Source organism: Roseobacter sp. HKCCA0882 (assembly GCF_037805225.1).
In the GTDB taxonomy this organism is placed as follows: domain Bacteria; phylum Pseudomonadota; class Alphaproteobacteria; order Rhodobacterales; family Rhodobacteraceae; genus M30B80.
On sequence record NZ_JBBLYI010000001.1, the window covers coordinates 626484 to 649217 of the forward strand.

Sequence of the window (22734 nt, forward strand, 5' to 3'; positions counted from 1 at the left end):
AACGGCATACAAACGCGGCCAGCCCCCATTGCCACTTCAAAAAGCAAGGGCTAAGGCCGTGACCGTTCAACCCGTTTTTTCGATGAGGGAGGCAAATATGCCCATCACCGTAGGCCACGATAGCGCCGCGACCCGCAAGACCCTGACGGCAGGGGGAAAAACCTATGCCTATTATTCCATCGCCGCCGCTGAGGCCGCGGGGCTTGGCGATTTCTCAAAATTGCCTGCCGCGTTGAAAGTGGTGCTGGAGAATATGCTGCGATTCGAAGATGGTAAGACGGTCAGTGTCGATGACATCAAGGCCTTTGCTGAATGGGCCAAGTTGGGTGGTCAAAACCCGCGCGAGATCGCCTATCGCCCCGCCCGCGTTTTGATGCAGGATTTCACAGGCGTGCCTGCGGTGGTGGATCTGGCCGCGATGCGGGACGGGATCAAGGCGCTTGGCGGCAACCCTGACAAGATCAACCCGCTGAACCCCGTGGATTTGGTCATTGACCACTCCGTGATGATTGACGAATTTGGCAATCCGCGCGCCTTCCAGGTGAATGTGGATCGCGAATATGAGCGCAACATGGAGCGTTACACCTTCCTCAAATGGGGCCAGAACGCATTCAACAATTTCCGCGTTGTGCCTCCTGGCACGGGGATTTGTCACCAAGTGAACCTTGAATATCTGGCCAAAACGGTTTGGTCGGATGTGGATCAGAACGGCGATTTGGTCGCCTATCCTGATACGCTTGTTGGCACAGACAGCCACACCACCATGGTCAATGGCGCGGCTGTATTGGGATGGGGCGTTGGCGGTATCGAGGCAGAGGCCGCAATGCTTGGTCAACCGATCTCGATGCTGATCCCCGAAGTGATTGGCTTTAAATTGACGGGCGCAATGGTGGAAGGCACGACAGGCACTGACCTTGTGCTGAAAGTTGTGGAAATGCTGCGCAAGAAAGGCGTGGTTGGCAAATTCGTTGAATTCTACGGCGAAGGTTTGGATCGCCTGCCTTTGGCGGATCGCGCGACCATCGCCAACATGGCGCCTGAATATGGCGCGACATGTGGCTTCTTCCCAATTGATGATGAAACCCTGCGTTATCTGCGCAACACGGGCCGCGAGGAAGAGGTTATCGCCTTGGTCGAAACCTATGCCAAGGAAAACGGGTTCTGGCGCGATGCGAATTACGCGCCCGTTTATACCGACACGTTGGAATTGGACATGGGCACGATCGTGCCTGCCATTTCTGGCCCAAAACGCCCACAAGATTATGTGGTGCTGTCGAGCGCAAAATCCGCCTTCCGCAAGGAAATGGAAGAGACGTTCAAGCGTCCTTTGGGCAAGCAGGTCGCCGTCAAAGGCGAAGATTACAGTATGGAATCAGGCAAGGTTGTAATTGCCTCGATCACCTCCTGCACCAACACATCGAACCCTTATGTGATGATTGGCGCAGGTCTTGTGGCGCGCAAGGCCGCTGAATTGGGCCTGACCCGTAAACCATGGGTCAAGACATCGCTTGCGCCAGGCAGCCAGGTTGTATCTGCCTATCTTGAGGCCGCAGGCCTGCAAGAAGATCTTGATAAGGTCGGCTTTAACCTTGTGGGGTATGGCTGCACCACCTGTATCGGTAACTCTGGCCCGCTGCAGAAAGAGATTTCTGAGGCAATTGCCGAGGGCGATTTGGTCGCCACCGCGGTGCTGTCAGGGAACCGTAATTTCGAGGGTCGTATCAGCCCCGATGTGCGCGCAAACTATCTCGCCTCGCCGCCGCTGGTCGTGGCTTATGCGATTGCGGGCACGATGGATATTGATCTGGCCAATGACCCGATTGCCCAGACCCCAGATGGTCGTGATGTTTATCTCAAGGATATTTGGCCAACCACGCAAGAAGTGGCAGAAACAGTTGAGCGCACTGTGACGCGCGAAGCGTTCCAAGCCAAATACGCCGATGTGTTCAAAGGCGATGAGAAATGGCAGGGGGTCAAAACCACTGATCAGCAGACCTATGATTGGCCTGCGACCTCGACCTATGTTCAGAACCCGCCTTATTTCCAAGGCATCACGATGGACACCAAAAAGATCGAGAATATCGAAGGGGCCAAGGTTCTGGCGCTTTTGGGCGATATGATCACCACAGACCACATTAGCCCTGCAGGGTCGTTCAAGGACACCACACCTGCGGGTCAATATCTGATCGAGCGTCAGGTGCCTGTGCGCGAGTTCAACTCTTATGGCGCGCGCCGTGGCAACCACGAGATCATGATGCGCGGCACATTCGCCAATATCCGCATCAAGAATGAGATGTTGGATGGCGTTGAAGGCGGCTATACCAAAGGCCAAGATGGCGCGCAGACCTCGATCTTTGACGCGGCAATGGCCTATCAAGAGCAAGGCACGCCCTTGGTGATCTTTGGGGGCGAGCAATATGGCGCGGGCTCAAGCCGTGACTGGGCTGCAAAAGGCACCGCCCTTTTGGGTGTCAAGGCCGTGATCGCGGAAAGCTTTGAGCGTATCCACCGCTCCAACCTCGTTGGTATGGGGGTGATCCCGTTCGAATTCACAGGCGGCGACACCCGCAAGACCTTGGGTCTGACGGGCGATGAAACCGTGGCAATCAAGGGCTTGGATACAATCACAGCCTTGGCCGAAGTGCCCTGTGATATCACCTATGCCGATGGCAGCGTGAAAACGATCACGCTGAAATGTCGGATCGATACGGCGGTTGAGATCGAATATATCGAGAATGGCGGCGTCTTGCATTACGTTCTGCGCAACCTCGCCCGCGCAGCGTAAGCCTCGCCACAGTGAAACCAAAAGCCCCGCGCATCGCGCGGGGCTTTTTTATTTGGGTGGGTTTTCGGCGAAACCTACCTCTACAATCCGCGCTTGCCCCGTGGCCCATTGCCAGATTTGGCGGGGGGCTTGGTTGATTTCGGCGCTGCCGCGTTTGAGTTTGCGCCATGTTTTGGCCCATCCTTTGGGGCGCACTGCTTTGCCAAGGCCTGAGATATCAGAATTATAGGCATAGGCACGCTGTGTCGCCATCGCGGGCACAATGATGCTAGCGGCCAAAGTGCGGCGAATGGGGCTGACCGTGTCATTGAACAGGAAATGGTCAATCGGCACCCGCATCTTGCCGCGCCAAGACAGGGCCAATTCCGCCCCCCGCCGCGACAGGATATAGGCCCCACCCCCCACATGACGCGAACGCATCGGGTGGATTGCGCGGCCTAAGGGGGTTTGACCAATTTGCGCGCCAAGTAAAAGTTTGGATATGCCTTCGTTGAATTTCTCAAGTTTGACCGCCTCGGTGCCGCGCGGGACCCAATCGGAGGTCATCACCGCAGAGGCCAGATCAGCGGCGAGATAGATGTCATCCTCTAAAAAGAGGGCGAACTGCGCGTCTGTTTGCAGAAAGGCGGCCCAAGCCTCGGTATGGCTGACTGTGCAGGCGCGGTCACCCAAACCAAGCCGCCCCAAGGGGCCATATTCCGCAATCACAGCATCTATGCGGGCGGCATCCGCGCTTTGTGCATCACAGGCGGAATGACGAATGAAGGTCACGCCGCGCGCGCGCAGGTGATCCCCGATCCGCTCGAGCCGATCGGGGCGGCGGTCGAGATTAATGACATAGATTGGGATATTTTGCGCCATGCGCGCCTCTGGGGTGGTTTCTGCTTGCGGCGCATTTGTCATGAAAGCGGCTGTTGGGGCAAGCAATGATGCGCGGCGCTTGTGTTCAAACCCGTGGCTGGGCTATGCCATTCTCAAGGATAAAGGAGCGGCGCGCGTGCAAGACTGGCCTGTTTACGTCATCAATATGGACAGCAATGAAACGCGGCTCGCCCGTGTTGGCGCAGAGTTGGACGGTGCGGGTGTCGCATGGACTCGCCTGCCTGCGGTGAATGGTCGGGCGCTGTCCGAAGGCGACTTGGCCCGCGTCTATGATGTGCGCGCCAATCGCCGCTACGCGCGGCATGATTTGGTGCCTCCCGAAATTGGCTGTTACCTCAGCCACATCAAGGCCGCTGAATGGCTGTTGGAAAGCGGGGCTGAGGCCGCGGTGGTTCTAGAGGATGACCTGCGCATCACGGGTGACTTTGCCGCGACCCTATCCGCGTTGCAGGATGATTTGCAAAAGCGCCCCGCGGCATGGGATATGGTAAAGCTCTTTTCGTTCAAGCCTGTGCGCCTTGATCAGGCGCAGACGATTGGGCAGGGCTTTACGCTGGGTCGCCCTGATCGCGTTCCCTCTACCACTTTGGGCTATGTTCTGACGCGGGCGGGGGCCGAAAAAATATTGGCCAAAGTGCCGCCGATTTTCCGCCCTGTCGATGAAGATCATAAGCATTTTTGGGAGTTTGATTTGCGCGTGGCGATGATTGCGCCGCAAACGATTGCCATCGGCGCGCAAGAGACGAGCGATGGCACAGTCGGCGATAGCCGCAAAAAAATGGCGCACAAGGACCCGATTTGGGTCAGGCTGTGGCGCTTTGGGCGGTATCGCGTGAATTACCGCCTGCACTTGGCGCGCGCACGGGCCAAGGGATTATAGGCGCGTGGTCAAACGGATCTTCCATATCATGATGGGGCGCGATGGTGGCACAGAGCGGTTCTTCCTTCGCCTAACCCAAGGGTTTCATGAGGCAGTAATCGCGCAATATGTAACCCTTTTTCAAAATCTGGCCGAAGAAAAGGCGCAGCGATGACCGGACGCCGAGTGATCCATATGCATTTTGGCACCGATGGTGGGGCGGAGCGGTTCTTTGTCAATCTGTGTCAGGCTTTGGCTGAAGCGGGGGTTGAGCAGCGTTTTGTGATCCGCCCCAATCGGGCTTGGGCCGAGGATCTTCGCCCGCTTGGCGCGATTTATGAAACCAATTTTCGGCTTCTCAGCCCTCAATCCCTTTGGCTGCGGTGGCACTTGCGCCAGATGCGCGCGGCGTGGCGGCCAGATGCGACATTCGCATGGATGTCGCGCGCCTCGAAACTCTTGCCCCAATCGGGTGGCGGGGTGCGGATCACGCGCTTGGGGGATTATCCGCGCCATTTGAAAAACTTCGCACGCAATGATGTGATCGTTGCCAATACGCCCGGTATTGCGCAGGCTTGCCGCGGTTTGGGCTGGCAGCGTCCCCTTGGGGTGATTTCCAATTTCGTGCGCGAGGTGACACCGCGTGGTATTGCGCGCACCACCTATGACACGCCTGACGATGCCTTTTTGATTGTCGGGTCGGGGCGGTTTATCCACCGCAAGGGGTTTGACACGCTGATCCGTGCCTTCGCACAGGTGGAGGGCGCGTATTTATGGCTCGCGGGTGAGGGCGAAAAACGCCCTGCGCTTGAGGCGCTTGCCCGTGATCTTGGGGTGATAGATCGCGTTCGCTTTTTGGGTTGGGTCGAGGAGCCGATGCATCTTGTGGCCAGCGCAGATGCCTATGTCATGCCTTCGCGCCATGAACCGCTTGGGAATGTCATTCTCGAGGCATGGCGCAGTGCCACCCCTGTTGTCGCCACGCGCAGCGAGGGGCCGTCATGGTTTTGTGAGGATGGCAAGGATGCGCTGCTTGTTGATATTGACGATGTTGATGCAATGGCACAGGCGCTCTTGCGATTGCGGGCCAAGCCAGACTTGGCCGCGCAATTGGTGACAGCGGGCCAAGCGCAATTATCCGAGAAATTCACCAAATCCCGCGTTGTGGCGCAATATTTGGCGCTGATTGACGGGGATTTGTCTGCAATGGATTTTGGCCGATGAGGGTGTTGATCATCAATATGGCAACGGCCAAGGATCGTATGGCCTTTATGGCCGCGCAGATGGATCATTTCGGTCTGGACTGGGCGCGGATTGAGGCGATTACCCCCGACACGTTAACCCCGCCTGCCGATGATCCTGTATGGCATCGGTGGCAGCGACCCTTGCGGGTGACAGAAATGGCGCTTTGCGCTTCGCATATGGCCGCGTGGCGCGCTGTGATTGCGGCGGATGTCCCGCATTTGATTTTAGAGGATGACGCGACCTTGGCTGCGGATTTGCCCGCCTTTCTCGCGGATGTTGCTGGGTTGACCGATGTCGATCACATCTCGCTTGAGACGCGCGGTCGCAAAAAGGTTTTGGGCCGCGTCTTGCATTCTGCGGCCCCGATGCTGCGCCTGTGGCAGGATCGAACGGGTTCTGCGGCCTATATCGCCTATCCTAAGGGGGCAAAGCTAATGCTTGATCACGCGCTGCGTGTGGGTGGGCCATCGGATGCGATTATTTCCTCCACATATGGGATGCGCAGCTATCAGGCTGTGCCTGCTTTGGCGGTGCAATTGGATATTTGCGCGCAATATGGGGTGCCGCAGGCGCTTGAAACCCGATCTTTGATTGATGCCGTCGAAAAGCCGCGCTTGCCGGTGTCGGGCATGGCGGCGCTTGGGTTTCGGGCGCGGCGGATTTGGGGGCAGATCGTCATGGGGTGGCGTCAGTTGCGGCACCCGGGCACAAGGCTGCATGTTGCGCCTGCGCGCGATTGGCCAAAGATCACGCTATGAGGGCGTTACGGGCCTATATTGATATTCCACCGATATGGCTGTTCCTTGCCGCAGCGGTGGTGTGGATCTTGGCGCGAGAATTGCCCCTGATCATGGCCTTTGGCCCCGTGTTTCGTGTGGGCGGGTGTCTGACCATCGCTGTGGGGGTCGCCGTGATCTTATGGGCGGCTTGGTTTTTCTATCGGGCCAAAACACCGATTGAACCGCGCCATACCCCAAAGGCTTTGATCACATCTGGTCCGTTCAAATATAGCCGCAACCCGATCTATTTAGGCATGGTGTTGATTTTAATCGGGTGGGTATTGGTTTTGGGTGCGCTATCGCCTGTCTTGATCCCCTATCTCTATTTTTGGATGGTGGATCAACGATTTGCTGCCCCTGAGGAGGAGGGGCTACGCCACGCGTTCGGCGTTGAGGGCCTGCGCTATATTCAAACCACGCCGCGTTGGATTTAACGCTTCTTTGGTTCCCTTCGATAACAATCGCGGCCATAGTTGTGGCATGGGTGGAATATTACCGTGGCTCGCAAAGGCTTGATTGGCGCAGTCGCGAAAAGCGGCCTATGTGAAAGGGGACAGTGCAAGAGGGATGATGATGACAGGCTCGCTGCTGCAAATGGTTCTAGGTCGGATGGTCATTGGCCTGCGCCCCATGGTGCAGGCGCTTTGTTTTGCGGTTTTAGCCATCATGGCCCTTTCCCCCAAAATGGCCGAGGCGCAATTATCCGCAACAGGCCCTGTTGTTGTGGAGTTGTTTACCTCGCAAGGCTGTTCCTCTTGCCCGCCAGCGGATGCGTTGCTCAATGAATTGGTCACGCGGGGCGATGTTTTGCCCTTGGGTCTGCATGTGGATTATTGGGATTATATCGGTTGGCCCGACACATTCGCCCAACCTCAATTCTCGCGCCGCCAAGAGGCCTATGTGCGCGCCGCAGGGGGACGGCGGGTTTATACGCCGCATATGGTCGTGGGGGGGCATGATCATCTGGTGGGGGCCCAGCCGATGGAATTGGCCGATTTGATCCGCGCCCATGCCGCGCAGGGATATCCTGTTGCGGTCGAGCTTATTCGCAGTGCAGACGGCTATCGCCTGATGGCGCAAACCACGCAGACTGCGCCAATGGTGGTGCAGGTGATCCGCTATACCCCGCGTGCTGAGGTGGATATCACCCGTGGCGAGAATGCGGGGCGTGATGCTCATTACAGCAATGTGGTGCGGGGTTTGGAAATCTTGGGCGATTGGGATGGCCGCGCCCCGTTTGTGCGCACGATCACGGCAGAGGCAGAGATGGATTTGGCCGTGGTGGTGCAGGCCCGCCTTGGCGCTGGTGCGCTTGGGCCTGTGATGGGGGCTGCACGGGCGCCTCAATAAACGGGGCGCTATAAATCGCGGCGCAGCGCTTCTTCCTCTTCGGCATCTAGATCAAAATAACGCAATTGGCGTTCCGGCTTCCAGCGGCGATGCACCCACAGCCATTGTTCGGGTGTTTCGCGGATGCGCCGCGATATTGCATCTGAAATGGCCTGCGTCATGGCCTCGGCTGTGCCATGTGGGATGGGCGCATCGACCAGAATGTCGAAATCCAAGCCATTTTCACAGCGGCGTGCAAAAATTGGCACAACCAGCGCGTCATGGCGCAACGCCATTTCCGCCCCCGTCAGGGCCGTTGGTGCAGGTTTGCCTAAGAAATCAATGCGCACCCCGTCTGCAAAATATTGATCCAACAAGATGGCGCATTGCCCACCCCCTTTGATATGGCGCAGGAATTGCGCCACGCCCCGCCGCCCGCGGGGAAAGGCGGGGCCGCCGAATGCGCGCATAGTATCTTCGTAATGGGCATTCACATAGCCATTGTTCATTGGGCGATAGAGCCCGCCCATGTGATAGCCGCGTTGGTTCATGGCGCTACGAAAGGCTTGGTAATTGCCGAAATGGCCTGAGACAAACAGGATCGGGCGCCCCGCCTGTCGCGCGGCCTCGGCCGCCTGCCATCCCGTGCCATGAGGCTGCCAGTGCCTTGCACGAGCAATCAGGTCGGGTGCGGAATATTGCTCGATTACCGAACGGCCCAGATTATCTAAACTGGCATTGGCAATATCTGCGCGCCGTTTCTCGGGCAGATCAGGCCAGATATAGGCCAGATGCCCCATTGCGCGGCGGCGAAACCCCGCAAGCGGCCCCAACACGCGCCGCGTCAGCCATCCGATCAAGGCCACACGCTGCGCATAGGGCAGGGCGCGTGCCGCCGACAGAACCGCTTGGAACAGGGCGTTTACGACCCAATCAAAAGGGGTGCGGCGATCTAGGTCATAGGCGGCCATGGCGGCTGTATCTTTCCCTCAGCCATCTGCGCGGGCGGATGCTACATGGTCAATCTGCGGGGCAAGATGTGGCATCGGATAGCCCGCAGTGGCAATCGCGTCCAAAATTTCATCCCGCGCCATGGTGCCTGCAAGGGCAAAGGCCGACAAAACCGCCGAACGCGTGCCAGAGGCACAATAGGCCAAGATCTTGCCGCTGCTGCCCTCAATCGCATCTGCCTGTTCGTCAATCATGTCCATGCTTAACCCCGCAGCCCCCATTGGGTTATATACAAATTCCAAGCCCGCCGCTTCGGCTGCGGTCTCAAATGCCGCTGCTTGGAGGGGTTCGGGGTTCTCGGCATCGGGGCGGTTGCAGATCAAGGCTGTGAACCCTTCTGCTTTGAGGGCGGCCAAATCCTTGGGCGCGACTTGCGGCGAGACAAAGATTTTATCGGTGATTTGGCGCAGTTCCATTTCGGGGCATCCTTTGGTTGGGCGGCTGTCTCGCCCAATCTAGGCAGGGTTGGGGCCAAGGGCAATTGCAGAAGTTGACACAAATCAAAGCGGGGCTGCCTGCCTCGCGGCACTGTTCGGGGGTGAACAGGCAAGATTTAGGAAAGGATAGGGTTATGAGTGGCCATCTGAGTAAAACTGCGATTGCCGCAAAGCGTGATCAATTACAGACACGTTTGGCGCAATTGGATCAGCGCATCCACACTGTGGAGGATGCGCTTGACGCCCCCCATTCGCGCGATTGGCCCGAAGCCGCCAAAGAGCGCGAAGATGACGAGGCCCTGGAGGCGCTTGGCCTTGAAGCACAGCATGAGATTGCGATGATAAACGCGGCAATCGCGCGCATAGATGCGGGGCAATATGGGATATGCACCTCTTGCGATTTACCAATAGCCGAAGACAGGCTAGAGGTTCTGCCCTTTACGCCGTTTTGCCGTGATTGTGCCGCACAGGCTGCCCATTGAGCCGCGCGTTTCACGCGAGGAAAATTCCAACCACCACGGACATCAGCCCGAGCGCTGAGAGCAAAAGCGCGCCCATATTGATCACCACGATCCGTTGCAATTTTGCGCGCAACTCAGCCTCGGGCAGGCCCGCGCGTTTGGCGGCCATGGCCGCGAAAATGCAATAGGCCAAAAAGCCAAGACCGATCAGTGTCAGCCCCGTCCCGATCCAAACAAGCCATTCCATCGCGCATATTCCCTTGGGCTTAGAATTCACCGCCTGCGGGCTAACGCGATTGCGGCCTTCGCGCAATCCTTTTGCGCCAAACGCGCTTGCGAAAGCCAATGACGGGCGCTAGGTCATGGGCCGTAGAATTTTGCTGATCCGCCCGAAGGAGACATGTTTCATGGATGACCAAATTGCCCAAAGCCCCGCTGGCCCCTCTTCCTCGGATGCGACTTATCGGGTCACCGCAGATGAGCTGCGTGCCTTTATCGAGCGGTTTGAGCGTCTCGAGGCTGAGAAAAAGGACATTGCCGATCAACAAAAAGAGGTAATGGCCGAGGCCAAAGGACGCGGTTATGACACCAAAGTCATCCGTAAGCTGATCACATTGCGCAAGCGCGAACCTGACGACATCGCCGAGGAAGAAGCCGTGCTTGAAATGTATAAAGAGGCGCTGGGTATGCGTTGAAGCGCAATGATACGTGTCCCGCTGATTTGCGTAATTCAAGCATCCTAAAGTCGCTAGAGAATGCGCGCGTTTCATCGAAAATTTTTCAATCCAGCCTCTTGCGTCTGCCGCCTTAAAGTCCTATCTGGCCAAGCAGTGCCCCTATAGCTCAGCTGGTAGAGCATCTGATTTGTAATCAGAGGGTCCGCGGTTCGAGTCCGTGTGGGGGCACCATATCCTTACATAAAATCGTTATAAATTAACGTATTAAGTGATTTTGTTCTGAAATAATCCACCCTTTTATCCACCTTTTTTGTTGTGCGCCCCACACGCGCGCGTGGCTGCATGTTTGCTCCCGCGCGCGTGCGCGTTGCTCCCGACCGATGAGCTATCCTACTCTCCTGCTTGATCGACCTATGGGCAAGGGTCCAAGGATGATCTGGACCATCGCTGGTGCGACGTCGCAGCTTTTTCAATAGCGTTGTCCAGCGTGACTTCTTCCGTAAACCCATAGCCCATCAAGGTTAGTTTTAGACTGCCACAGCGTTCATCAACAACGCCAACCAGATAACACTCAAGATCGCTCCAGATCATGTAGCGATGAAAATCCCCGGGTTTTCCCACAGGCGACACGCATGTGTCGCGCCTATTCCGCCGCTTTTGTCTGTGCCATGGCCTCGCGCTGGGCGTTCTGCCAATCGGGCGCAATCCAAGGATCGAGGTTCTCGGACGCCAGAGGCGCGCGGCCAAGGATGTGATCGGCCGCCTTTTCGCCCACCATGATCGAAGGCGCGTTGAGGTTGCCATTGGTGATCTGGGGAAATACCGAACTGTCGGCCAGGCGCAGCCCATCGACGCCGATCACCCGCGCCTCCGGGTCGACGACCGCCAAAGGGTCGTCGGCACGCCCCATGCGACAGGTGCCGCAAGGGTGATAGGCGCTTTCGGCATGGTCGCGGATGACGGCATCGAGGGCTTCATCGCTTTGCGCCTCCGCCCCCGGCTGGATCTCGTGATCGACGAAACCCGCCATCGGTTCGGTCGCGAAAATCTCGCGCGTCAGCCGTATGGCGGTGCGGAACTCATCCCAATCCTCGGGGTGGGACATGTAGTTGAACAAGATGCGCGGGGCTTCGCGCGGATCGGCCGAGCGCAAGCTGACCGCGCCCCGGCTTTTCGAGCGCATGGGCCCGACATGGGCCTGAAACCCGTGGCCTTGGGCCGCCGTCTTGCCGTCATAGCGCACGGCGATGGGCAGGAAGTGATACTGGATATCGGGGTAGGAAATGCCCGCGCGCGACCGGATGAAGCCGCAAGCCTCGAAATTGTTCGACGCGCCCAAGCCCTTGCGGAAGAACAGCCATTGCGCACCGACCAGCGCCTTGCCCCAGAGCGACCAATATGGCGCAAGGCTGACGGGTTTTGTCGCGGCGAACTGGATGTAAAGCTCCAGATGGTCTTGCAGGTTTTGGCCCACGCCCGCGCGGTCGGCGATCACGGGGATGCCGTGGTCTGCCAGATGCTGGGCAGGGCCGATCCCGCTTTGCATCAGGATCTTGGGGGAGTTGATCGCACCTGCCGACAAGATCACCTCGGCACGCGCGCCGATCACCTGACCGCCGACAAGCCGCACGCCGGTGGCGCGGCCATCTGCGATTTCGATCCGGTCCACTAGCCCGCGCGCAACGCTGCATTTTCCCGTCTTGAGCGCAGGCCGCAGATAGGCCTTGGCGGCTGACCAGCGTTCGCCCTGCCAGACCGTCATCTCGAAGGCGCCGAAGCCTTCTTGCCGCGCGCCGTTATAGTCGTCGGTCGCGCCATAGCCCGCATTGGCGCCCGCTTGGATGAAGGCATCGAACAGCGGGTTCTTGCGCGGCCCCCGCGTGATGTGAAGCGGGCCGTCATGGCCGCGATAGGCCGCATCGCCCGCATCGCCATGCCAGGTTTCCGCGCGTTTGAAATAGGGCAGCACATCGGCGTAAGACCAGCCGTCCGCTCCCATTTCCGCCCATGTGTCATAGTCATGGGCATGGCCGCGCACATAGATCATGCCATTGATCGAGGAGGACCCGCCCAGCACCTTGCCGCGCGGGCAGGCCATGACGCGGCCGCCCATATGCGGCTCTGGCTCGGTCACATAGCCCCAATCGTAGCGGGAAATGCCCATCGGGTAGGACAGGGCCGCGGGCATATTGATGAAGGGGCCCCAATCGCTGCCGCCATGTTCGACGACGATCACGGATTTGCCCGCTTCGGCCAGCCTGTAGGCGATGGCGCAGCCCGCGCTGCCCGCGCCGATGACGACGTAATCGGCTTGCATCGTTTCCGCCATCAATAGGCCGCCTCCACCGGGGTCATGCCGACATAGACGGTCTTGAGCTGGGAATAGGCCTCGATCGCGGCACGGCTGTTTTCGCGCCCCACGCCCGAGCCCTTGACGCCGCCGAAGGGCACTTCGACCGGCGTCAGGTTGTATTGGTTGATCCAGACCGATCCCGCCTCGATCGCGTGAACGACGCGGTGGCCGCGCGCGAGGTCACGGGTAAAGACCGCGCCTGACAGGCCCAGATCGGTGGCATTGGCGCGCGTGATGACCTTTTCCTCGGTTTCGAAGTCGAGGACGGACATGACAGGGCCGAAAATCTCTTCGCGCGCGATGGTCATCTCGTCGGTGACATCGGCGAAAACCGTGGGCGCAACGAAGGCACCGGGCCGGTCGAGCCGCGCGCCGCCCGTAATCAGCCGCGCGCCCTCGGCCTTGCCGATCTCGATGTAGCGCAGGACGATGACAAGCTGTTCCTCGCTGACCATGGGGCCGAAAGTCGTGGCCTCCTCGCGCGGGTCGCCGATGATGGCGCGGGCCAGACGGGCGGTCAGACGCGCTAGGAATGCGTCCTTGATCCCCCTGTGCACGAAGACGCGCGTGCCGTTGGAGCAGACTTGGCCGGTGGCGAAGAAATTGGCGTTGATCGCGGCCGACACGGCACTTTCCAGATCGGCATCGTCGAAGATGATCAGGGGCGACTTGCCGCCCAGTTCCATCGTGACATGCTTCATCTGCGCCGCCGCCCCGGCATAGACCTTTTTGCCTGTCTCGGCCGATCCGGTGAGTGAAACCTTGGCGACGCGGGCATCCTCGACCAGCGCGCGGCCCACGATTCCCGCCCCTTGGATCACGTTGAAGACACCGGGCGGTGCGCCCGCCTCGATCAGGATCTCGGCCAGTTTCAAGGCAGATAGCGGGGTTTGTTCGCTGGGCTTGAAAACCATCGTGTTGCCGCAGACAAGTGCTGGCGCCGCTTTCCATGCCGCGACTTGGGTGGGGTAATTCCACGCGCCCAGCCCCACGCAGACGCCCAAGGGGATGCGCATCGTATAGGCCCAATCGGCCCCGAGCGGCACATGCTCGCCCGTCAGCGTGCCCGCCAGACCGCCGAAATATTCCAGCGCATCGGCGGCCGATGTGGCATCGGCCACAAGCGTTTCCGAGATCGGCTTGCCGGTGTCGAGTGTCTCAAGCTCCGACAATGCGCGGTTGCGGTCGCGGATGATGTCGGCCGCGCGGCGCAGGATGCGGCCACGTTCCACGGGCATCAGCGCCGCCCATGGCCCTTGGGCCGCTTTGGCGGCGGCAAGGGCCGCTTCGATCACCGCCGGTGTCGCCTCGTGCAGCTTTGCGATGGTGTCGCCCGTGCCGGGAAAGATCACGGGTAGGGCGGTGCCCTCGGTATCCTCGAGATAGGCGCCGTTCACGAAATGGCTGGCTTTGGGTTGGGCTTGCATCATTCCCTCCCTTTCTTTTGGTTCGGGGGCTATTCGCCCCGGGGGTAGCGTTGATTTTCTTCAAGGACATTCAGGTCCATATGGTTGCGCATGAAGCGTTCGGAGGCGGCGCGCAGCGGCTGGAAATCCCAAGGATAATAGGCGCCGTTGCGCAAGCTTTCGTAAACGACCCAGCGGCGCGCCTGGCTTTCGCGGACGGCGGCGTCGAAGGCTTCGAGATCCCAGCGGCCGGCGGCCATGACGCGAAACCGTTCCAGCGTAGCGGCATGGGCGGGGTCATCGGCAAGGTTCACGCGTTCCTGCGGGTCGGCCCCAAGGTCAAACAGCTGCTCGGGGTCGGCGGCGCAGTTGGTGTATTTCCAGCGGTCTTGGCGCAGCCCCACCAGCGGCGTGATGCTGGCCTCGGCGGCGTATTCCATCGCGACGGGGCTGGTCCGGCGGCGGCCTTGGGTCAGCGGCAACAGGCTTTCGCCATCCGTCCAGGGCATGACATCGGCCATCGACACGCCCGCCAGATCACACAGCGTTGGGCACAGGTCGATGGTCGAAACCGGGTCATCGACGCGGCGCGGGTCAAGACCGGGGGCCGCGATCATCAAGGGCACGCGGGCCGAACCCTCGTAGAAGTTCATCTTGAACCACAGGCCGCGTTCCCCAAGCATATCCCCATGGTCAGAGACAAAGACCACGATCGCCTCTTGCCGGGTCCGTTCCAGCACGTCCAGCAAGCCGCCGATCTTGTCGTCGAGATAGGAGATATTGGCGAAATAGGCGCGGCGGGACCGGGCGATGTCATCCTCGGCGATCTCGAAATTTCGCCAATCATTCGCATCGAAAATGCGCTGGGCGTGGGGGTCGTGATCCTCATAGGGCAGGGCGGGCACATCTGGCATCAGATGCGCGCAATCTTCGTATAGATCCCAGTATTTGCGCCGGGCGACGTAGGGGTCATGCGGATGGGTGAAGCTGACGGTCAGGCACCAGGGCCGGTCGTCACGCCCCCGCGCAATGTCATAGAGCTTTTGCTCGGCGGCAAAGGCGACCTCGTCGTCATATTCCATCTGGTTGGTGATCTCGGCCACGCCTGCGCCGGTCACGCTGCCCATGTTGTGATACCACCAGTCGATCCGCTCGCCCGGTTTGCGGTAATCGGGTGTCCAGCCGAAATCGGCGGGGTAGATGTCGGTGGTCAGGCGCTCTTCGAACCCGTGCAGCTGATCGGGGCCGACGAAATGCATCTTGCCCGACAGGCAGGTCTGATAGCCCGCCCGGCGCAGGTGATGCGCATAGGTGGGGATGGAGGAGGCGAATTCCGCCGCATTATCATAGACCCCCGTGCGCGACGGAAGCTGGCCGGACATAAAGCTGGCGCGGGCGGGCGCGCAAAGGGGGCTTGCGGTGTAGCTGTTGGCGAAGCGTAGCGAGCGGGCGGCCAAGGCCTTGAGGTGCGGGGCGTGCAGCCAATCGGCCGGGCCGTCGGGAAAGAGCGTCCCGTTCAGCTGGTCGACCATCACGATCAGGATATTGGGGCGGCTCATGGGCGCTGTCCCGTGGCAAGGTCGAGATAGGTCTCGAGCGTGGCGATGGCCGCACCCGCGTCGGGTGGTCCGGCATCGGCCAAGGCGTGGCGGATATAAAGCCCGTCGATCAGCGCCGCTGCCGTGCGCGCCAAGCCGACCGGATCATCGCAAAGCGGGCGCGCGGCATGGATCAAATTGGCGACAAGGCGCTGTTGATAAATGCGCAAAAGCCGCGCGGCCTGTGGTTGGGTTTGGGCCAGTACGTAGAAATTCAACCATGCCGCCACCACCTCGGGCTGGAAATTGCGTCCGCCGAAGCTTGCCTGCACCAGCGCCGAAAGCCGCGCGCGGGGGGTGTGGGCGGCGGCAAGGGCGCGCCGCGCCTCCAGCCCGAATTCGGAAAGAATCGCCCGCATCGCGGCAAGGAACAGATCATCCTTGGAGCCGAAATAATGATGCGCCAGAGCCGAAGAGACCCCAGCCGCCCGCGCGATCTGGCCCATGGTCACATCCAGCGACCCTTTTCGCCCGATCTCGCCAATCGTCGCCTTGACAAGCGCGTCTTTCCGAAGTGCCATCATACCCGTTCGCGGCATGGGGTTTCCTTATTGATTGCATCGCCGCAAGAAACATGATTTTAATTGACTGGTCAATCAACAAAAAGACCAAGTGGTTTGCTAAGGTTGATCCGATCACTGAGGCTCCCGGCGACGGCAATTCGCTACCAACCGACATGCAAGTGATCGGTGCGGTCCAACGTGCCGCGGGTGACAACACGGTCGCTATGTGTGCGGCTGGCACTATGCCGGGCGAGTTGCACAAGCTATGGAAGGCAGGGCGGCCGGGATCGTACCACATGGAATATGGATTCAGCTGTATGGGGTATGAGATTGCAGGCGCCATGGGCATCAAGATGGCCGATCCTGAGCGCGACGTGATCTGCTTCACTGGCGACGGCACCTACATGATGGCGAATTCTGAGATGGCGACTGCGGCAATGCTCGGGATTTCTTTCACAGTAGTAGTGACTGATAACCGCGGTTACGGCTGTATTAACCGGCTGCAGATGGGCACCGGCGGTGCCGAGTTCAACAATCTCCTGGACCATGCAATCGGGGGTGAAAATTCAAATATAGATTTTGCTAAACACGCCGAAGCAATGGGCGCGACTTCGATTAAGGTTGCATCTATTTCCGAACTGGAAGTGGCGCTTTCTAAGCGGAGCAGTATTAAGGGTCCTTTTGTAGTCGTCATCGACACCGATCCTTATCCGTCCACAGAGCCTGGCGGGACGTGGTGGGATGTTGGAGTTCCAGAAGTATCAGAACGGGCCCAAGTGAAAGCCGCCTACGCGAGTTATGTTGAGAACAAGAAGTCTCAACGAATGGACTAGGTCGAAAAGGAACAACACCATGACTAACCTTCTGAAAAAACCCTTCGGCAACCGTGGAAAAGTTCACCAGATTACGCCGGAAAGTGCGGGTTGGCGTTACGTTGGCTTCTCACTTTACCGGCTCAACGCAGGAGATACTGCTGCCGAGGCAACCGATGATCGAGAGGTAATTCTTGTAATGGTTGAAGGTAAAGCCAGGATCCATGGTATGGGACAGGATTGGGGTGTACTGGGGGAGCGGATGAACGTTTTTGAGAAAACCCCGCCGCATTGTCTCTATTTACCGAATGGCACTGATTGGGAGGCCAAAGCCGAGACTGACTGTGTAATCGCGGTCTGTACCGCGCCTGGGCATGGTGGTCATAAGGCGCGCCGCATTGGCCCGGACGGCATAACTTTGACTGAACGCGGCAAGGGCACCAACACTCGCTATATCAACAATATCGCAATGGAGAATGAAGACTTCTGTGATAGCTTGTTGGTGACGGAGGTGTTTACGCCTGCAGGGCATTGGTCATCCTATCCCAGCCACCGCCACGATGAAGATGATTTTCCGCGCATCACGTATCTAGAAGAGACGTACTATCACCGACTTAACCCGGCCTCAGGTTTTGGGATCCAGCGCGTTTACACAGATGACGGATGCCTGGATGAAACGATGGCGGTAAACGATGGCGATGTTGTCCTTGTCCCGCGCGGCCACCACCCCTGCGGCGCGCCCTATGGCTTCGAGTTGTACTACCTCAATGTTATGGCTGGACCATTGCGGAAATGGCGCTTTGTTCCCGCACCAGAGGTCGAGTGGATCATGGATCGGGACGCATAAGAGCACCTAGCGCCCCAGGCGCGCACGACTTCATATTAGTTGCCGTGCATATCTCCTGATTATTGGGGTCGAGTGCTTCTATGCCTTGACACATTTTAGTTAGGATGATTGCTTTTCTCGAATGCAACACTTCTTGGCAACCGTACTGATCGCCGCAGCGCTCGCTTCCCCTTTAGGGGCAGAGGTCGCCTCGATAGAATGTAAATGGCCTGATGGGGAACTGGCCACGTTTCAGTTGGATTTAGAGAATGAAATAGTCTCTGACACCAGCTCTGAAGGTGATTGGAGCACAACTATTTTAATTTGGAATAATCGGTTCATAGGATGGGCTGATGTTCAAGGCCCAAGGTATGGGAGCAATACCATTAAAAGTTTTCTTTTAGACCGTCAGTTTTTGTCTTTGCAAACAAGGGTCATTAGCACTGGCTTTCGTGACATTTCTTCGCTTGATACAACGCTTCAATGCATAAGGTCATAATAAAATACGGTGTAATAAGCGTGTTAGCAGCCACAGCACTGACTTCACCGGTGAGGGCGGAAGCGGTTGTACCGTTAACTGTACAGCAGTTTTTTGAAGTCTGTCAGCCCACTCGATTAACGGACTTTGTTGATGACAATGATTATATACAGTTTGGTCTTTGCATGGGTGTGATTGTAGGTTTGTCCAGTTTGATGGATTTAAACTGTCAGCTGGATCGCAACGATACTCCCAATCATTTAAAGGCAAACCTATCAGGCGGAAACACTTCACTTACCGCCTACAGACAAACAATGTGGAATTACGCTAACGAAAATCCAAGTCTTCGTAGCCTTCCCGTCGGCATGCTAGCCGCGTCGCTTGCTGAGGAGTGGCCGTGTATTGAACCGCTATGAACCCACCATCAAAATCCTGTTAACAAGCGTGCGCTATGTAATCATTTGGCTCTTAACTTTTGTATTTTCGACCGCTTTTGTGCTGGACGATGTGAAAATATCTGATGCAAACGCATGGCAAGTGGCAGCGTTAATCATTTTGCCGACAGCAGCCTGCTTGTTTAGCTGGTTTTTTTACAGTGCAAAAAAATAGCTAGCACCTAAAACTAGAATTTTCTAGCGAGCACACAGTGTTGGCGTAGGCTACTCCTTTCCTGGAGTTTTATAACTTGATTTTACTGCTTTAATTGCGGCCAGACCTTTATCTAGGTCAAATTCAGGCAACATTACCATATCTTCCCAAGCCCCGGAGTCGGTCACTGCTTTTAATAATCCACTGGCCGCTTCAAGGCTCGGTAATTCCATAAGAGCTGCCATATCGTAATCGCCTTGCAGATACATCAAATCAAGGAGCTCTCCTCCCGCTGCTTTTGCGATTGATGCCGCGGCTTCTTTGCGGTTTGCGAAGTTGCTGTTCTCTAAACCTTCGAGCCCCTCTTCGCTGTACATTCCAATATACAAAACTCTCATTTTCCTATCTCCTATGTCGCAATTTCAGAATTACATAAAAATTTTAAAATAACAAAAAATAAGTAAGACGAGGATGTTTTCCTTGGCTTACACCAGGTCGGCTTGTACTCACTAATTGAAGTATTGTTTGGGTCTGAAACTGGAAATTTCCCCCGACAATCATGGTTTTTTGACTTTAGTGCCGTGATATATTCAACTGGTTGCGTTGCCACTGGTACGTTGAAAATCGTTATTTTAGCTTGACGTGAACCTGACCCAGTGCGCTGATTGTCGTTATATCAATGACGTTATGCGTGGATTTTTTTTTGAGGTAAAAAATTGAGTATTTACTCCGGCATTTGGCCTGTTGCTCCCACACCTTTCAACGAAGATGGGAGCTTAGATCGTCATGGTATGAAGCGTGTTTTAGACTGTTTGATTGATCAAGGCGCCGATGGCATTTGTATTCTTGCCAATTTTTCAGAGCAATTTCTGATCTCTGACGCAGAGCGCGAGGAGTTAGCTCGACTTAGTGTCGAGCACGTCGCTGGACGGGTGCCCGTGATAGTGACGATTAGTCATTATGCAACTCAGATAGCTGTCCAGAGAGCTCAGTTTGCGAAGGACCTGGGAGCAGATGTGGTCATGATGATGCCGCCATATCACGGGGCACTGTTAAAAGGCACTCCTGAGCAAAGCTTTGAGCAATTTGCGGCTGTGGGCAAAGTGGGTATCGATATTATGGTGCAAGATGCGCCTTTGTCTGGCGTTGAACTCTCTGTTCCGCTCTTGGTTAAAATGGCAAAAGAAATAGAAGCAGTTAAGCTTTTCAAAATTGAATGCTCAAGAGCAGCAAACAAAATTCGAAGTTTGATTGAGCATGGTGGCGACGCAATAGAGGCCCCCTTCGACGGAGAAGAGGGTATTACGTTGTTAGCTGACCTTGATGCTGGTGCGACTGGTTCTATGACGAGTGGTATGATCGTTGACCAAATCAAGCCCGTAATTGTTAAGCATCTAGCCGGAGAAATTAAATCAGCTACAGACTGTTATGAACGCATTGCAATGGCAATAAATCATGAAAATCGCCAATGTGGCTGGCAAGCATGTAAAGTTGCGATGGTAGAAGGTGGTGTCATCAAATCGGATTTTTGTCGTCATCCAATCCCTCAACTTCACCCTAAGATTAAATCTCGATTGATAGATCTATTAAAGCCGTTAGATCCAGTAGTATTGCGATGGGGACGTTGAATATATCCAAGTAGTTTGCCGAGCTGCGAAGACTTTATGCTTTTAAAATAGAGATGGGCATTACCGTCAGTGCGTGACCTAAAAAACGCCGTATTTTTTATAAGCGTCGACAGGGTCCATCCCGCTCATTAGAGCGGCCCGCATTTCTGTTTCTGTACTTGCTTTCTCTTCTGTTGCTTTGACGACATCTTCAGCAATCATGCGGGGGATAATAACTACTCCGTCAAGATCAGCGATTACGTAATCTCCCGAATTTATTGAGACACCACCGATCTCAATGGGTTCGCCCATAGTTTTTGCCACCCACCTTCCGACGATGTCCTTTGGCGTGTTGAAGCGACAAAAAGTCGGAAACTTATTTTCGAGTATAAATGACACGTCTCTTGTGGCCCCATCTACGATGTATCCCTTAACACCTTTGTTCTTAAGCACCTCAGAAGACAGCTCTCCCATTAATGCAACTTCGTAAGTGTTAGGTTGGCAGATTAGGACCTTCCCAGACGGTGCTTTTGATAGAACAGTCGACCAACTCAGCAGTGTTGAATGAGGATCCTGACCTACTTCGTAATGCCCATCGATTGTGAAAATTTCGCCGGCTAGTTTCTGCCCAGGTATCAGGGCGCTGATACCATGGGGCAAAACACAATTGTCGTGCCCTAGCGCACGCAAAGCATCGTAAACTGCGCTTGAGTACAGTCGCTCCAAACGTGTTGTTAAGTCATGCATGCGTCGTTTCCTTTATCACGATATTCCGTTCCCAACACACGCGATAAACCTCAATCATGTCAATACAGCTAACAGGGTAAAAGAGATTGCGCGGTTTGGCGCCCCTAGATTGGGCGATGTACGTTATGTTGCAGCTTTGATCGGCAAGGGGGGAGAAATGGATATCATACTACGACCCTGAATGTTGCATTGCTCACGAAGACCGTAACTGCTCATATGCGTTTCCGTGGCTTAGATATCGGCAAGGAGAACGGGTTGACCCGTTTTCGCGGACTTTGTTGCCGCCTCGGCCATTGCGAGGGCCAGAACCCCGTCTGACAAGGTGACGGGCAGGGCGGCTCCTTCGGTGATCGCTGCGACAAAGGCAGACCATTCAGCCTTGTAGGCCTGCATGTAGCGCTCAAGGAAGAAATAGGTGGGCTTAGCCCCCGTTACGCCATGTATTCCGGATTTAACAACAGTATTTTCGAGCATATTTTGCGCTTGCAAAAGGCCTTTTGATCCAAGGAGTTCCACACGCTGATCATAGCCATAAACCGCACGGCGCGAGTTTTTGATGACGGCCAATTCGCCACCTGCATAGTGCAAAGTAACAATCGCCGTATCAAAATCACCTGCCGCACCAATCTCTGGATCTACGATTGAGGAAGCCGTTGCAGTGATCGAAACAGGAGCAGAGCCCATAACAAAATTTGCCATATCAAAATCATGGATCATCATATCGCGGAAAATCCCGCCAGAAACTTTGATATATGCGACAGGCGGTGGAGCGGGGTCAAAGGAGGTGATCGACAGCAATTCCGCCTTGCCAATCTCGCCTGCCGTGAGCGCTTGTTTGAGCGCGCCAAAATTGGTGTCAAAGCGGCGGTTGAACCCGATCATCACAGGGCGGCCCGTGGCATCGACGACATTTTGGCAGGCGCGCGCGCGCTCAAGGCTCAGGTCAACGGGCTTTTCGCACAGTACGGCCTTGCCGGCGCGGGTGGCGGCCTCCATCAAATCGGAATGGGTATCGGTCGAGGTTGCAATCAATACCGCTTCAATCTCGGGATCTGCGATGATCTCATCCGTGCTGCGCGCCACGGCGCCATATTGCGCCGCCAATTTTTCAGCTGCCTCAGGATAGAAATCCGATACAGCGGTCAATTCGCTTTGGGGGTGTGAGGTGATGGCCGTGGCATGAACGCCCGCGATGCGGCCTGCGCCGAGAAGTCCAACTTTCAACATGCTCTATACCTTTTCTTCGGGCCAAAACCCGTGGTGATGTGTCTCTCAACTGTTAGCGCCAAATGTGAGAATGCTTGCGCCCGCGTCAAGCGCCGAAGTGACGGGTCATCTCATCGGTGTCTGC

24 protein-coding genes, 1 tRNA gene and 1 pseudogene are annotated in these 22734 nt (G+C 56.6%); 15 read left to right on the forward strand and 11 right to left on the reverse strand.

What is annotated here, in order from left to right; translation table 11 throughout:
* The first annotated feature begins 97 nt into the window (after positions 1-97).
* Positions 98-2785, forward strand: a complete 2688-nt coding sequence (gene acnA, locus AAC622_RS03250) for an aconitate hydratase AcnA (protein ID WP_340260291.1) — start codon at positions 98-100, stop codon at positions 2783-2785.
* A gap of 48 nt (positions 2786-2833) precedes the next feature.
* Here the strand turns inward: acnA and AAC622_RS03255 are convergent, their stop codons facing one another.
* Positions 2834-3688 (reverse strand): glycosyltransferase family 25 protein, encoded by an 855-nt coding sequence (locus AAC622_RS03255; protein ID WP_340260293.1) that lies wholly within the window; start codon positions 3686-3688, stop codon positions 2834-2836.
* Here AAC622_RS03255 and AAC622_RS03260 point away from each other — a divergent pair.
* From AAC622_RS03260 to AAC622_RS03285, 6 genes are all read left to right on the forward strand, one after another.
* Positions 3687-4547, forward strand: coding sequence for a glycosyltransferase family 25 protein (locus AAC622_RS03260; protein ID WP_340260294.1), 861 nt, complete (start codon positions 3687-3689; stop codon positions 4545-4547). The two genes, AAC622_RS03255 and AAC622_RS03260, sit on opposite strands and share 2 nt — an antisense overlap.
* Positions 4548-4551: 4 nt before the next feature.
* A complete protein-coding gene (locus AAC622_RS03265; RefSeq protein ID WP_340260296.1) occupies positions 4552-4701 on the forward strand; it encodes a hypothetical protein in 150 nt (49 codons plus the stop codon).
* Positions 4698-5750, forward strand: a complete 1053-nt coding sequence (locus AAC622_RS03270; protein WP_340260298.1) for a glycosyltransferase — start codon at positions 4698-4700, stop codon at positions 5748-5750. The genes AAC622_RS03265 and AAC622_RS03270 overlap by 4 nt, the downstream gene beginning before the upstream one ends.
* A complete protein-coding gene (locus tag AAC622_RS03275; protein WP_340260299.1) occupies positions 5747-6529 on the forward strand; it encodes a glycosyltransferase family 25 protein in 783 nt (260 codons plus the stop codon). Before AAC622_RS03270 ends, AAC622_RS03275 begins: the two co-directional genes overlap by 4 nt.
* Positions 6526-6984: a methyltransferase family protein gene (locus AAC622_RS03280; protein WP_340260300.1), complete on the forward strand. Its 459-nt coding sequence runs from the start codon at positions 6526-6528 to the stop codon at positions 6982-6984. Before AAC622_RS03275 ends, AAC622_RS03280 begins: the two co-directional genes overlap by 4 nt.
* A gap of 82 nt (positions 6985-7066) precedes the next feature.
* Entirely contained in the window at positions 7067-7900 is an 834-nt protein-coding gene (locus tag AAC622_RS03285) for a DUF1223 domain-containing protein (protein WP_340260301.1), read from the forward strand.
* Positions 7901-7908: 8 nt separating this feature from the next.
* On the opposite strand, the gene AAC622_RS03290 is transcribed toward AAC622_RS03285, so the two are convergent.
* Positions 7909-8850, reverse strand: coding sequence for a lysophospholipid acyltransferase family protein (locus tag AAC622_RS03290; RefSeq protein WP_340260303.1), 942 nt, complete (start codon positions 8848-8850; stop codon positions 7909-7911).
* An 18-nt stretch (positions 8851-8868) separates the two neighbouring features.
* Positions 8869-9306, reverse strand: coding sequence for a TIGR01244 family sulfur transferase (locus AAC622_RS03295; protein ID WP_340260304.1), 438 nt, complete (start codon positions 9304-9306; stop codon positions 8869-8871).
* A 155-nt stretch (positions 9307-9461) separates the two neighbouring features.
* Between AAC622_RS03295 and AAC622_RS03300 the strand changes: the two genes are divergently transcribed.
* The gene (locus tag AAC622_RS03300) at positions 9462-9809 is read left to right on the forward strand and encodes a TraR/DksA family transcriptional regulator (RefSeq protein WP_317655123.1); all 348 of its coding nucleotides are present in this window, start codon (positions 9462-9464) and stop codon (positions 9807-9809) included.
* A gap of 10 nt (positions 9810-9819) precedes the next feature.
* On the opposite strand, the gene AAC622_RS03305 is transcribed toward AAC622_RS03300, so the two are convergent.
* Positions 9820-10035: a hypothetical protein gene (locus tag AAC622_RS03305; RefSeq protein WP_317655122.1), complete on the reverse strand. Its 216-nt coding sequence runs from the start codon at positions 10033-10035 to the stop codon at positions 9820-9822.
* Between the two features lie 160 nt (positions 10036-10195).
* Here AAC622_RS03305 and AAC622_RS03310 point away from each other — a divergent pair, with 160 nt between their 5' ends.
* Both AAC622_RS03310 and AAC622_RS03315 read left to right on the forward strand, forming a co-directional pair.
* Entirely contained in the window at positions 10196-10483 is a 288-nt protein-coding gene (locus AAC622_RS03310) for a DUF2312 domain-containing protein (RefSeq protein ID WP_340260305.1), read from the forward strand.
* A gap of 137 nt (positions 10484-10620) precedes the next feature.
* Positions 10621-10696: transfer RNA gene (locus tag AAC622_RS03315), tRNA-Thr, on the forward strand.
* A gap of 412 nt (positions 10697-11108) precedes the next feature.
* On the opposite strand, the gene betA is transcribed toward AAC622_RS03315, so the two are convergent.
* Genes betA through betI form a run of 4 tightly spaced genes read right to left on the reverse strand, consistent with a single transcriptional unit; the run spans position 11109 to position 16361 of the window.
* Positions 11109-12782, reverse strand: a complete 1674-nt coding sequence (gene betA / locus AAC622_RS03320; protein WP_340261404.1) for a choline dehydrogenase — start codon at positions 12780-12782, stop codon at positions 11109-11111.
* A gap of 11 nt (positions 12783-12793) precedes the next feature.
* Positions 12794-14248, reverse strand: a complete 1455-nt coding sequence (gene betB, locus AAC622_RS03325) for a betaine-aldehyde dehydrogenase (RefSeq protein ID WP_340260306.1) — start codon at positions 14246-14248, stop codon at positions 12794-12796.
* A 26-nt stretch (positions 14249-14274) separates the two neighbouring features.
* The gene (betC, locus tag AAC622_RS03330) at positions 14275-15783 is read right to left on the reverse strand and encodes a choline-sulfatase (protein WP_340260307.1); all 1509 of its coding nucleotides are present in this window, start codon (positions 15781-15783) and stop codon (positions 14275-14277) included.
* Positions 15780-16361 (reverse strand): choline-binding transcriptional repressor BetI, encoded by a 582-nt coding sequence (gene betI, locus AAC622_RS03335; RefSeq protein WP_340260308.1) that lies wholly within the window; start codon positions 16359-16361, stop codon positions 15780-15782. The genes betC and betI overlap by 4 nt, the downstream gene beginning before the upstream one ends.
* Before the next feature lie 65 nt (positions 16362-16426).
* On the opposite strand from betI, the pseudogene AAC622_RS03340 reads away from it, so the two are divergent.
* The 4 genes and pseudogenes from AAC622_RS03340 to AAC622_RS03355 form a co-directional block, all read left to right on the forward strand.
* Positions 16427-17158: pseudogene (locus AAC622_RS03340) on the forward strand (thiamine pyrophosphate-dependent enzyme); the annotation flags it as partial.
* A 19-nt stretch (positions 17159-17177) separates the two neighbouring features.
* Positions 17178-17984, forward strand: a complete 807-nt coding sequence (iolB, locus tag AAC622_RS03345; protein WP_340260309.1) for a 5-deoxy-glucuronate isomerase — start codon at positions 17178-17180, stop codon at positions 17982-17984.
* A 498-nt stretch (positions 17985-18482) separates the two neighbouring features.
* Positions 18483-18857: a hypothetical protein gene (locus AAC622_RS03350; RefSeq protein WP_340260311.1), complete on the forward strand. Its 375-nt coding sequence runs from the start codon at positions 18483-18485 to the stop codon at positions 18855-18857.
* Positions 18844-19050 (forward strand): hypothetical protein, encoded by a 207-nt coding sequence (locus AAC622_RS03355; protein ID WP_340260312.1) that lies wholly within the window; start codon positions 18844-18846, stop codon positions 19048-19050. Before AAC622_RS03350 ends, AAC622_RS03355 begins: the two co-directional genes overlap by 14 nt.
* A 50-nt stretch (positions 19051-19100) precedes the next feature.
* Here the strand turns inward: AAC622_RS03355 and AAC622_RS03360 are convergent, their stop codons facing one another.
* Entirely contained in the window at positions 19101-19427 is a 327-nt protein-coding gene (locus AAC622_RS03360) for a GYD domain-containing protein (protein WP_340255765.1), read from the reverse strand.
* Positions 19428-19745: 318 nt separating this feature from the next.
* On the opposite strand from AAC622_RS03360, the gene AAC622_RS03365 reads away from it, so the two are divergent.
* Entirely contained in the window at positions 19746-20657 is a 912-nt protein-coding gene (locus tag AAC622_RS03365) for a dihydrodipicolinate synthase family protein (RefSeq protein WP_340260313.1), read from the forward strand.
* A gap of 78 nt (positions 20658-20735) precedes the next feature.
* Here AAC622_RS03365 and AAC622_RS03370 read toward each other — a convergent pair whose 3' ends face one another.
* Together AAC622_RS03370 and iolG are read right to left on the reverse strand one after the other, a co-directional pair.
* Positions 20736-21383, reverse strand: coding sequence for an RraA family protein (locus AAC622_RS03370; protein ID WP_340260314.1), 648 nt, complete (start codon positions 21381-21383; stop codon positions 20736-20738).
* Between the two features lie 231 nt (positions 21384-21614).
* A complete protein-coding gene (gene iolG / locus AAC622_RS03375) occupies positions 21615-22610 on the reverse strand; it encodes an inositol 2-dehydrogenase (protein WP_340260315.1) in 996 nt (331 codons plus the stop codon).
* Positions 22611-22734: the final 124 nt, after the last annotated feature.